Consider the following 12,323-nt stretch of genomic DNA (forward strand, 5'->3'; position numbering starts at 1 on the left):
TAGTTATTGTATCGGACAAATTCCGACTTTTCTTTATTTTTTCATCCACTCTTATTCTACCAAATATTTCTTATATTGTTTGTTTCTTTTTTATTACAACCCCCATATAGTTCTTTTAGACTATTCCTAATCTAAAGGTTAATTTAAATATAAATTCATAAAAATTAGGAACAATATAGTCCTTTTTTCACAGTTGAGGTTTCTTTATTGATTATGATACAATAAAATAAGTATATAATACTTTGGAGGTATCAATATGAAAAAAAAAGCTTTAGTATTTTCATTAACTTTAAGTTTAATGTTTTCTGGAACAATCATAGGAAATGCAGCACCCTATAGTTCCCCTAGCATAAGTGCTCTTCAATATGAACTAGATCAAAAAAATATTGAAATTACAAATCTTAAATTTCAATTAAGTCAAAAAAATGTAGAACTAGATATCTTAAGAAATAATCATACTTCCTCTAACAATGATACATATTCTAGTAGTAGTATTAAGGATGTACAAGATATTTTAAATGATCGATATGATGATCACAAAAATAATGGTAGAACCATGTATTTTGATGATTTCACTGTAAATCAGCTTTCTAATGGTAAAATACAAGTCAAAGTATATGCAGATTTTGATCGAGATGATCGTATATGGAAAAGTAGAAGTGATTCTAACTTTGAGGACTTTATAAAAGATATTTGTAAAGAAATCAATAAGAAATACGAAAAAGATATCGAAATTACTGTATATGACAAAGATCGAGATAGAATTGCAGAATATAATTATGATGAATATCGAAATAAATTAAAAAGCGATTATACTTATGGAGGATCTTCTAGTTCTTCTAACGATTTAGATGATGTGGAAAAAATACTAAATGATGATTATAATCGTCATAAAAATGATGGACGAACTTTGAAATTTGATTATACTCTTGTAAAATATAGTAATGAAATAGACGTAAAAATGTATGGAGACTTTTATAAGAACGACAGAGAATGGAAAAGCAGAGACAAAAAAGAATTTGAAAAGTTTGTAAAAGATGTATGTAAAGAAGTTAATGATGAATTTGACACAGATGTTATGGTTTATGTGTACGATAAAAATAAAGGAAATAGTATTGGAAGATACAAATTTGCAGACAAAGATGATTATTTTGAAGTAAAATATGAGGAATAAAAAATTCGCATATTCCTATCGGAATTGCTCATATCGCCAACGAAATTCTTTCATTTCATTCAGAATTTCCGTTGCTTAAAATTTGATGACAATTTAACTTTCTAAAATTATATACAATTTATTCATTGATATAATTTCCTAATGAATAAAAAAAATCGCATAATGCGATTTTTTTTATTCTATCTCTCCATAAAATATTTTTCCTTCTGGGTTTTTATAAATTTTGATCATATCTCCTATTCCTATAACAGAAGGAGGATTCACTTTTCCGTTTTTATAAACTGGAAAGCCCTTGTGAAAAGTAGATGTAGTAGATCCTTGTATCAAAATATCTCCATATATCCCATCATCATTTAAAATAGTAATGATTGCATTTTCTACTCCTATCAAGTTTAAAAATCTAGGGTTTTGCTCTGAGGATACATAGTTTTGTATCTTTTGTATTTCTCCATGCTCAGTAGTATATCCTTTCACTTCAAGGATTGTCTCTGATGCAGCATCTAGTATGGCTGCTAATTGGCCTCTTGTAATAGAATTTTTCGGATTTAACCTTCCCTTATCTCCACTAATAATTCCTGCTTGTAGGGCAGCTTCTATCATAGGGGCATTTTCCGTTTGTATGTTTTTAAAATCTCTCATTGTATAAATTTTTTGTTGATTGTCATAAATAGGATTAAGTCCTACCATTTTTGCTACCCAAATACTAGCCTGTTCCTTATTTAACAGCACTTTCCAAGTATAAGCTCTTTTCATTTGATTCTTTAGGATCTTTTCTATATTCCTTAATTGTTGAGATTTTAAGTTCTCATCTTGCTCATAAGTTTCTCTCTTTTTTTCAATAGCTAAATCTATTTTTTCCTTTTGAGAATCAGATAATTTCTCTATTTTTTTAACTTCATCTCCAGTAAGAATTCCTAAATTTTGTGCTACTTGAATATAAGCATCCATATATGTATCATTTTTTGTATTAAACTTATATTTCCCTGTATCTATCTCTTTTATATTACTTTGTGCTAGTGTTTGAGCTTCTTCTTCTCCTCCCATGAGTCTTACCATCCACATCAAAGCTTCTTCTCTTGAAATTTTACCATTTGGATAAAATTTACTCGTTCCCTTTACTACTCCTAAAATGCCCATCTTGTAAATAGACTTTTTTGCCCAATGATTTCCTACATCTGTAAAATTACTATTTTGATACGTACTTGTATAGTTTTCTACTCCTTCATAGTTTAGCTCAAAAGCATATGTAGAAAATGTTAGACTCAAAAAAGTAATGATCACTACCAATAGTCTTATTTTTTTCATCTCTTCACCTCTTTTATTTGTCTATTTATTATTTCGTCATATTCACACTTTTCTTTTAGTATTCTATTAGATTTTTATAGTCACATCGTGATAAAACATAAAACTTGTTAACCATCCCTAAAAGAATACTTACTTGTTTCCCTTTATTCCTGAAAATATTTTTTCTTTTTATTTTCTTAATTTTAGCAGTCTATAGTAACATATAAAAATCCATAGAAATAGATCAATCCTAATTAAGTAAGTTTTGTAAGGTTTCTAATCGACATGAATAATAAAATCGTAAAAACTTTGAACTGTTTGAGCGTAGTGAGTTTTCAAAGTTTTAGATTTTAGAAATTCATAAGATTATAGAAATCTCAAAACGTAACTTTTAGGCTATCTATTCTATTGGATTTTTATAATCCTACCTAGGACAAAACACAAAATTTGTTAACCCTCCCTTTGTTTTCCGTTTCACAAGAAACATAATAAATGAGCATAAAAAATACTTAAGGCATTTGCCTTAAGTATTTTTTATATTTATTCTTATAATTTTTCTCTATCTACTAATCCTCTTTTAACAATCTCAGTTACAGCAAAAGTTCCAACATCATCTGCATAAGATCCAGAACCAAAACCTGCATCAAATCCTAATTCTGTTGCAAGCTCATGGCTAATTCTAGGTCCTCCACAGATTAGAATTACTTTGTCACGAATTCCTTCTGCTTCAATAAGCTCTACTAGATTTGTAAGGTTTTTGATGTGAACATCTTTTTGTGTAACAACTTGAGATACTAATAATACGTCTGCATTTAATTCAATTGCTTTTGCAATGAATTCTTCGTTTGGCACTTGGCTTCCTAAGTTGTATGCATCCACACCTTCATATCTTTCAAGTCCAAAGTGATGGTTGTAACCTTTCATATTTAAGATCGCATCAATACCTACTGTATGAGCATCTGTACCTGTACAAGCTCCTACGATAACAACTTTTCTTTTGATATTTTCTGCAATATATTCTTCTACACCTTCTTGACCAAAAGATGTTACTTCTACTTTTGGTACTTCAATAGTTGTAAAGTCAATTGTATGAGAGCATTTTCCGTACATTACAAACATTGTATATCCTACACCAAGGTCCTCTGCATGAGAAACAGCTGGTTCTTCAAGTCCCATTTTAGCAGCAAGACGTTTAGCAGCTTCTTTTGCTTCATCTCCACAAGGAACTGGAAGGGTAAAGCATAATTGTACTACCCCGTCATTCATTGTATCTCCATATGGCTTGATTTTAGTTAAGTCTAATTGGTTTGTTGACATTATCTTGCACCTCCTAGCATTAATTCAACAAATGGGTTGAAGTGTTTTGGATCTTTTGTAGTAACTCCTTCAAGACCTTTTCCTCCGTCTATTGCTCTTCTGATTCCTGCAAATTTACCTTGTGAAATTGTTTCAAACATTCCGTCTTCTTCAATGTTCTCTAATAAATCAGCAGCTTTTTGTAATACTTCTTGTGCTCTTTGTTGAATGATTCCATCTTTTTTGAATTCTATTTCACCAGAAATATCTCTAGCATTGTTAAATACATATTTAGCATTTTCAATAGATAATGCTCTATCTTGTAGTAATGGAGTATGGATTGCTTCTGTAAGCATTCCTAATAATTGAAGACTTTGGTTTGTCATGATTGCAACCATGTTAAATAGTGCATCTTGAATATGACCTTTGTAAATGTCTCCTGTCATGAATTTTGTTGGTGGCATGTATTTAAGTGGCGCGTTAGGGAATATTTCTCTTGCCATTTGTGCTTGTGCTAATTCATATAAGAAACCATTTTTAGTTTGTGGATCCATTTCAAATGCATGTCCAAGTCCCATTTGTTCTTCTGGAAGTCCAGCAACTAATGCAAATTGTTCGTTGATAAATTGAGATGCAAGTACTGTATGTGCTTCTTCGATTGCATCTGCAGTTGTTAGGTAGTTATCTTCTCCAGTGTTGATGATAACTCCTGCAAAACCATTGATAATTCTTGAGAAGTATTGGTCAACTAATGTTCTTTGGATATTGATATCTCTGAAAAGAATTCCATATAATGCGTCATTTAACATTACGTCTAGTCTTTCCATTGCACCCATAGCTGCAATTTCTGGCATACAAAGTCCTGAACAGTAGTTACATAATCTAATATATTTTCCAACTTGTTGTCCAACTTCATCTAATGCTTTTCTCATGATTCTGAAGTTTTCTTGTGTTGCATAAGTTCCCCCGAAACCTTCAGTAGTTGGTCCATAAGGTACATAGTCAAGTAAACTTTGTCCTGTTGTTCTGATTACAGCGATAATATCTGCTCCTTGTTTTGCAGCAGCTTGTGCTTGTAATACGTCTTCGTAGATATTACCAGTTGCAACGATTACATATAGGTATGGTCTTGGACCTTCTCCTAATGTAGCTAAAAAATGATCTCTTTGTGCTCTGTTTTGTCTAACTCTTTCAACCATTTTTTCAGCAATTCCTTGAACGGCTTCTTTGATTTTTGCATCATCAGCTACAGGAACTTTTGTTAAATCAAGTTCTCCTCTTGCAACCATTTCAGCAATTTCTTGAGGTTCTTTTCCAGTGTGAATCATTGCATTACCAATCCAGTAAGCAGCTCCTGCTCCTAATCCGCCACCTTCTTTAATGTTATCTACTACAACATTTGGTAGTGGTACTTCAATTTCATCCACACCATCTATTCCTAAAAGTCTAGTAACAGCTCTTTCTACTGTTACTGTTGTATGTTTGTCAATAAAAACTTGAGTATCTGCTGCGATTTTTTCAGCAGATTTTCTTGCTCTTTCAATAACGCTTTGGTCTAGATTTAACTTGCTTTGCATTCTTTTTCCTCCTTTTTTTAGTTAGCATTTAGCCGTTAGCAGTTAGCTAAAGCAAAATACTAACGGCTAACCGTTAACAGTTTTGTAATTGTTTTTCCGCATCTTGTAATAAATGCTCTTGAAGTCCCATAAGTCTTGCAATATTAATAGCATCTCTTGGTACTTCATGGTTGTTTTTCACTTCTATCAATCTGTAGTCCATATATTTATGAACTACTTCTATTCCACCTTCTAAGGTATTTCCAATTTCTTCTTTTAATGCTCTATAATCTACTCCTTCAAGGCCTTTTACTTGTAGATGATAAACTTCATCATCTGCTGTAAGTCCATCAAAATGAGAAGTAATTACTGTGATCGTTTCTTTATTTTTCAAGAAATTGATTAATGCTTTAGAAATTGCATATCCTTCAGATGGATTGGTTCCCCTAGCTAACTCATCAATCAAAATAAGTCCACTCTCATGAGCTCTTTCAATAATATTTTTAATTTGTAATATTTCTGCCCCAAAGGTACTTAGTCCCATATCTACTGACTGTAAATCTCCTAAAGAGAAAAAGATATAATCCTTTATTGAAAAAGTCATCTCTTTTGCAGGAACAAATAATCCAAATTGTGCCATAGCACTTAAAACTCCAATTAATTTTAAGGATATGGTCTTTCCTCCCATGTTGGCACCTGTAATGCAAGTCACACCACTTTGTAAATTTACTGAAATAGGGGTAAATTCCTTTTCCTGTTTTCGAAGAGTATCAGCTACTTTTATATGTTTTCCATCTATAATTGTAAGAATTTCTTTATCTGAAATTTTAGGCTTTACACCTTCCATTCCTATTGCCAAGTATCCCTTAGCAATTAAAAGATCCATGGCTCCAATGGCTTTTATATTGTTATAAAGATTTTTAATTTCCTTTTTTAAAGATTGAGTCAAACTTCTTCTTACAACAAATTCTTCTTCTTCTTCTTTTAATTTTAATTCTTCTAATGATTTAAGTATTTCATCTGTATTTCCTTCAAGTTTGACTTTAAAAGTAATATTCATATAAGTTTCTGAACTATACACAAGACGTGAACAGTTTTCTAAAGCCTTTACTGCTTCACGATCACTCTTATTTACAGATATTTCTCCATTTGGTCTTATCTTCATATTCAATTCTTCTTGTACAGCTTCTCTAGCTTGTTTTTTAGAACGTTGTATTTGACTTTCCATATCTTTAATTTTTTTTCTTAAAGATGATAAATTTTCTGAATAGGTATCATATATATAAAAAGTATTGACACCATTTTTTTCTGGATCTAGTAGATCCATTAGGCTGGGCATAGGCATAATTTTCAAATCTAGTGGTACGTTCCAATTTAACTTTTGAATGATTGCATCCATTTGTTCAAGCAAAAATAAGAAGCTTTTGATTTCAAATAATTCTACAGTACTTAAGACCTCATCTTGTTCAATTCTTTTAAAAGAACCTCTTAAATCCTTAATGTGTTTGAATATATTTCGCATATCTACCAAAGTATATCTATGCTTTTTAATCAATCCCATTACTTTTTCAATTCGTTCATATTCTTCTAAAAGTCTTGATTTTTCTTCTTTTAAATAAGGAGTCATCTCTTTTTTAGCAGTATCTCCATAAGGAGTATATACCGTAATTCTATTCCAAATATAGTCAAGCTCTAGATTTTTAAATACTTTTTCGGAAATAAACATCTTTACTCACCACCTAACACAACATCAAAAACAGGAATTGGATTTAAAAACTTTTGCATATTTGCCAGGAATTCTTCTGGCTCATAATAATAGCCTTGAGGAGCATATGGATTAATTGTCACAGCCAACGGATCAATTTTATCGATCACTTGTACTTGAATGCCAACTTTCTTGAAAAACATCCAATCTTTTGAAGAGATAAATATTTTTGTTGCATCCCTTACTATAAAAATTACATTTTTATATTTTCTAGTAGTTTCAACAATCTTTTTTAGGGTATTTGTTACTAAAGAACCTCCTATGACTACATATCTTGTTTCATCTGTAATAGCTCTTCCAATGATCTCTCCGCTATTGAGAGCAGTTTGTATGTCAATAGGTGTCATCTCTTTCTCTTCATCAATAATGGCATAACCTTTTTTATCTATTATTTCTTCTGCCATGATTCTAATATGACGATCTTGTACTGGTGGCAATGCAAATAACTGTACCTGATGCATTGTCTTTTCTATAACTTTGTTCATATCACGGCTAAGTACTGCACCCGTTGCCAATATGGTAGCCTCTGTGATAGATGGGGAAGCAGATGAAATTCGATCTAGTGCTCCATCTACTACAACTAGATCTGCCCCTTGTGTTAAAAGTTTATCACATACCATTTTGATTTCTCGATTGGTATTTGGCCCTGCAATCTGAACATATCCTGAAGTTTTAGCTTGAACAATTACAATTTTCCCCATAGCTGTTGAAAAATTTGTAACTTCTAATATTTCAAGCTTTGCTTCTGTGTATTTAAAGGTTCCTTCTGTAGTTGCAAGTAAAGTTCCTTCTTCTACATAAATCATAGGTTTTTCTGTTTGAGTAACAAGATCTTGATTTTCGCCGTCTCTTCCTGTAGAAGTCAATCCTATTCGAATATTCTTTTCCATGGCTTCATCAATAATTTGATTTAAGGTTACTGTTTTTCCTGCATTTTTTGACATTCCTACAACTGAAACAATCTTATATTTGTTGAGTATTAAATCCAATAGCTGCATAAATTTTCCTCCTCAAAGTTATGAACAGCAGTTAGTTAGCAGCAAAGCTGCTAACTATAATCTGCTGAATCATTTTTACTCATGATGAGTTCTTTTTCTTCTGTCTAAATCAGTTGGCTCAAGAGCAACTTGATTTCCTTGTAGTAATCCAGCAACACCAGTAATTCTGTGTTTTCTTTCACCAGTACATACTGGGCAATGACATTTATCTTCATATGGAGTAGGTTCTGAATAAGTTGTGATAACTCCTTCGAAGTTTCTTAAAACTACTTTGCTTGGTGATTGACTCACTACATATTGTGGCATAACTGGAGTTTTTCCACCACCACCAGGAGCGTCAACAACAAATGTTGGTACTGCATATCCAGAAGTATGTCCTCTTAAACCTTCAATGATTTCAATACCTTTAGAAACAGGAGTTCTGAAGTGTTCGATACCCATTGAAAGGTCACATTGATAAATGTAGTAAGGTCTTACTCTGTTTTTAACAAGGTTGTGCATTAATTCTCTCATTACGTGTACACAATCGTTTACTCCTCTTAAAAGTACTGATTGGTTTCCTAGAGGAACACCAGCATCTGCAAGTAATTGTAATCCTTTTGCAGCAGTAGGAGTAATTTCTTTTGAATGGTTAAAGTGAGTATTTAACCAAATTGGATGATATTTTTTAAGCATATTCACAAGTTCTGGTGTAATTCTTTGAGGCATTACAACAGGAGTTCTTGATCCAATTCTTACGATTTCAACGTGTGGGATCGCTCTAAGTTTTTTGATGATATATTCTAATGTTTCATCATCTACTAATAATGCGTCTCCTCCTGATAATAATACGTCTCTTACTTGTGGAGTATTTTTAATATATTCAATAGCTTTGTCAATTCTTTCTAGTGGCATTGCATCATCATTTTGTCCAGCAAATCTTCTTCTTGTACAGTGACGGCAGTACATTGAGCACATATCAGTGATTAGAAGAAGTACTCTATCTGGATATCTGTGAGTAAGTCCTGGTGCTGGAGAGTCTCCATCTTCATGAAGTGGGTCTTCCATGTCAGCAGCAGCTTTATGAGTTTCAAGCATTGTAGGCACTGCTTGCATTCTTACTGGACAATGTGGATCGTTTTCATCCATTAAAGATGCGTAATATGGAGTAATACCCATTCTTAAAGTTTTTAGAGATTCTCTAATTCCATCTTCTTCTTCTGGTGTAAGGTTAATTACTTTTTTAAGGTCTTCTAATGTTGTAATTCTGTTTTTTACTTGCCATTTCCAGTCGTTCCATTGCTCATCTGTAACGTCTTTCCATAGTTCGATTTCTTTGTAATTTCTCATTTTATAAAAACCCCCTAAATTATATTATAAAGAAAATCGTTTTCTCTGCCTTGCACACAGAAACCTACTTATCTATTGGTTAAGCACCGCAGCAAATGCTGCGATGCGTTATCCCTATTATGCATATAATTCTTCGTATATTTCTCTAATTTCTTTGCTTTCTCTTAAAATTTGAAGAGTTTGTTCTGCATGACCTTTAGTATATCCATTACCCATGATCATTGTTACGTCAGAACCAACACCTTCTGCTCCTAGAGCTGCTTTTGTAAAGCTTGTAGCCATACTGAAGAAGTAAATTACTCCATCATTTTTAGTAGCTAAAATACTTGACATTTCAGTGTTTGGAACGTTTACGTTATTGATTGTAACGTCAGTCATTTTTCCATCTGTAAGTTCTTTAATTTTTTCCATCATTTCAACTGGTTTTGTAGCATCTGCTGCAACATATACATCAGCAACTTTTGCACGTTTAGCAGTTTCTAAGCTTTTTTCGCTATGTCCTAAACAAATTACTTTACCAGTAACTCCTGCTCTTCTTTTTGCTTCATAGCAGCAAAGCATTCCTGATTTTCCAGCTCCACCAATTACTAATACAGTGTCTCCTGGTTTTACTAATTTAGCAGTTTGAGCTGGAGCTCCTGCTACGTCAAGTGCAGATAAAGCAAGATTTTCTGGAATATCATTTGGAAGTACTGCATAAATTCCTGATTCAAATAAGATTGCTTTTCCTTTAATATCTACTTGATCGATATCTTTTCTTACTGTTACAATTTCATCTATTCTTAATGGAGTTAAAGATAAAGATACTAATGTAGCAAGCTTATCTCCAACTTTAAGATCTGTTTTACCTTCTAAAGCAGGTCCTATTTTTTCAACTGTTCCGATTAACATACCACCAGAACCAGTTACTGGGTTTTGATGCTTTCCTCTTTCAGCAACAATTCCTAACATGATTTCTTTAATTTTTTCTACGTCTCCACCTGCTTGTTCTTTAATTTGTGTAAAGCTAGCAGAGTCAACATTTAATGTTTGAACATTTAATAAAATCTCGTTGTCATAAATTTCCATATCATTGTCGATTTTTGTAGCCGGTTGTGGAAGAGCTCCTTTTGGCTCTATAACCCTGTGTGTTCCATAAGGACATCCTTTTTTCATCTTAAGTTCCTCCCTTATTTAATTTGTATTTTTATATCATATTTTGTCATGTTGACCTTTAATTCATACCACGAGAATATATAAGCAAACTTCATGCCAATTTGTTTTTTATTAAATATTTTTCTCAAAATAAACCTTCAAACCCCTGTATTTATCTTATTTTTCCCTTTTTACTTTTTTTCATTCTTGAAAAGGTTTTCTTTTTTTTTGCATACAATAACATCTATTTTATTTGTTTCTGCTGAATTTTAAGCAGTAAAAATTTGAAGAAAAACAAGGAATTTTGTTGATACTATTAAATTTTATACTTTTTTATTTTATATTGTAGGGTTTGTCTTGGTATTTTCAATTCATCTGCTGCATGGCTAATATTTTGATCCCACTTATTTAAAGCATCTTTGATCATGTGTTTTTCTAAGTTTTCTAAAGCTTCTTTTAAAGAAATATCCTCTATTTCTATTTTTTTTCTATTTTTTTTATAATATTTTTCAAAATGCATGGGTAAACATTCTAATGTAATCGTATCCCCATCCATAAGATTCATAGCGCCTTCTATCACATGTTCTAATTCTCTTACATTTCCAGGCCAATCATAATTTTCAAAGGCTTTTAATACTTCATTAGAAATCTTTTCTACTTTTTTGTTTAATTGATAATTAAATTTACCAATGAAAAATTGGGTCAAAAGTGGTATATCGCCTTCCCTTTCCTTAAGCTGCGGAAGTACTAAAGGGACTACGTTTAGACGATAATAAAGGTCTCTCCTTAAACGTTTTTGTTCTACTGCTATTAGTGGATCTTCATTACTTGCAGTTACAATTCTTACATCTACTTTTCTCGTTTTTATATCGCCTACTCTTCTTATGGTTCCATCCTGAAGTACCCTTAAAAGCTTCACTTGAAGCTCTATAGGCATGGAGTTGATTTCATCTAAAAATAAAGTTCCTCCATCTGCAAGTTCAAATAATCCTGCTCTATTGTCCGCTCCTGTAAAGCTTCCCTTTACCGTTCCAAACAATATACTTTCTAATAAGCTTGCAGGCAAAGCCCCACAGTTTTGAGCAATAAAAGGTTTACTTCTCCTTGGGCTACTTGCATGAATGGCATGTACAAACAGTTCTTTTCCTGTTCCTGTTTCTCCATAAATCATAACTGGAGAAGAAGTTTGAGATGCTTTTAAAGCCAATTCTTTAACCTTTAGAATCTCTTTGCTTTTCCCTACAATATCCAAAAAAGTGAACGTTGTACTATCTTGACTTTTGTGATCTTTTTTTTCTTTATAGAGAAGTTGTTCTTGTAACACCATCACTCTTTCAGAAAGCTCTTTTACATCCGTAATATTTCTAGAAATTTCAATAGCTCCTATTATTTTTCCTCTTGCTTTAATAGGAAAAGAAGAATTCACCGTAGTAATCTTATTTCCCTTATAACTTAAAAAACTTTGTTGAATATCAAAGGTAGGTACTCCTGTTTCAATGGCTTTTAAAAGAGTACTCGTCTCTGGATCTAAAGAAGGATATACATCTAAGATATGTTTTCCTATGGCCTCTTCTCTCTTTAGGTCTTCATATTGAGCAGCTGAACAATTGAAATAAACTATGCGTCCTCTTGCATCAATGATTTGTATTCCTTCTTCTACATAATCTAAAATCTTTTCTACATTGCTTTTAGAAAAAATCATTTCCATCACATCACCTCACAGCGCCCAATTTTCATCACGCAATGCCAGTTTTTTGTCATCTATGCCAAAATAAATGCAGCTCTCG

Annotated in this window: 9 protein-coding genes; 1 reads left to right on the plus strand and 8 read right to left on the minus strand. The window is 32.2% G+C overall.

Going from position 1 to position 12,323, the window contains the following annotated elements; genetic code table 11:
• The first annotated feature begins 256 nt into the window (after window positions 1-256).
• On the plus strand, window positions 257-1,174 hold the full coding sequence (locus tag BN2409_RS00845; RefSeq protein ID WP_053954769.1) for a hypothetical protein: 918 nt from the start codon (window positions 257-259) through the stop codon (window positions 1,172-1,174).
• 174 nt (window positions 1,175-1,348) lie between these two features.
• Here BN2409_RS00845 and BN2409_RS00850 read toward each other — a convergent pair whose 3' ends face one another.
• The 8 genes from BN2409_RS00850 to BN2409_RS00885 form a co-directional block, all read right to left on the minus strand.
• Window positions 1,349-2,479 carry an S-layer homology domain-containing protein gene (locus BN2409_RS00850; protein ID WP_053954770.1) on the minus strand — a complete coding sequence of 377 codons (1,131 nt, stop codon included), beginning with the start codon at window positions 2,477-2,479 and terminating at the stop codon, window positions 1,349-1,351.
• A gap of 525 nt (window positions 2,480-3,004) precedes the next feature.
• Entirely contained in the window at window positions 3,005-3,775 is a 771-nt protein-coding gene (gene kamE, locus BN2409_RS00855; RefSeq protein WP_053954771.1) for a lysine 5,6-aminomutase subunit beta, read from the minus strand.
• Window positions 3,775-5,331, minus strand: coding sequence for a lysine 5,6-aminomutase subunit alpha (gene kamD, locus BN2409_RS00860; RefSeq protein ID WP_053954772.1), 1,557 nt, complete (start codon window positions 5,329-5,331; stop codon window positions 3,775-3,777). Before kamD ends, kamE begins: the two co-directional genes overlap by 1 nt.
• 73 nt (window positions 5,332-5,404) lie before the next feature.
• On the minus strand, window positions 5,405-7,036 hold the full coding sequence (kamC, locus tag BN2409_RS00865) for a lysine 5,6-aminomutase reactivase ATPase KamC (RefSeq protein ID WP_053954773.1): 1,632 nt from the start codon (window positions 7,034-7,036) through the stop codon (window positions 5,405-5,407).
• Window positions 7,037-7,038: 2 nt separating this feature from the next.
• A complete protein-coding gene (kamB, locus tag BN2409_RS00870; RefSeq protein ID WP_053954774.1) occupies window positions 7,039-8,073 on the minus strand; it encodes a lysine 5,6-aminomutase reactivase subunit KamB in 1,035 nt (344 codons plus the stop codon).
• Between the two features lie 75 nt (window positions 8,074-8,148).
• Window positions 8,149-9,402 carry a lysine 2,3-aminomutase gene (gene kamA / locus BN2409_RS00875; protein ID WP_053954775.1) on the minus strand — a complete coding sequence of 418 codons (1,254 nt, stop codon included), beginning with the start codon at window positions 9,400-9,402 and terminating at the stop codon, window positions 8,149-8,151.
• A 117-nt stretch (window positions 9,403-9,519) separates the two neighbouring features.
• The gene (gene kdd / locus BN2409_RS00880; RefSeq protein ID WP_053954776.1) at window positions 9,520-10,557 is read right to left on the minus strand and encodes an L-erythro-3,5-diaminohexanoate dehydrogenase; all 1,038 of its coding nucleotides are present in this window, start codon (window positions 10,555-10,557) and stop codon (window positions 9,520-9,522) included.
• A 295-nt stretch (window positions 10,558-10,852) separates the two neighbouring features.
• Window positions 10,853-12,244 carry a sigma-54 interaction domain-containing protein gene (locus tag BN2409_RS00885; protein WP_053954777.1) on the minus strand — a complete coding sequence of 464 codons (1,392 nt, stop codon included), beginning with the start codon at window positions 12,242-12,244 and terminating at the stop codon, window positions 10,853-10,855.
• Window positions 12,245-12,323: the final 79 nt, after the last annotated feature.

The sequence above is a fragment of the Inediibacterium massiliense genome, assembly GCF_001282725.1.
Classification (GTDB): domain Bacteria; phylum Bacillota; class Clostridia; order Peptostreptococcales; family Thermotaleaceae; genus Anaerophilus; species Anaerophilus massiliensis.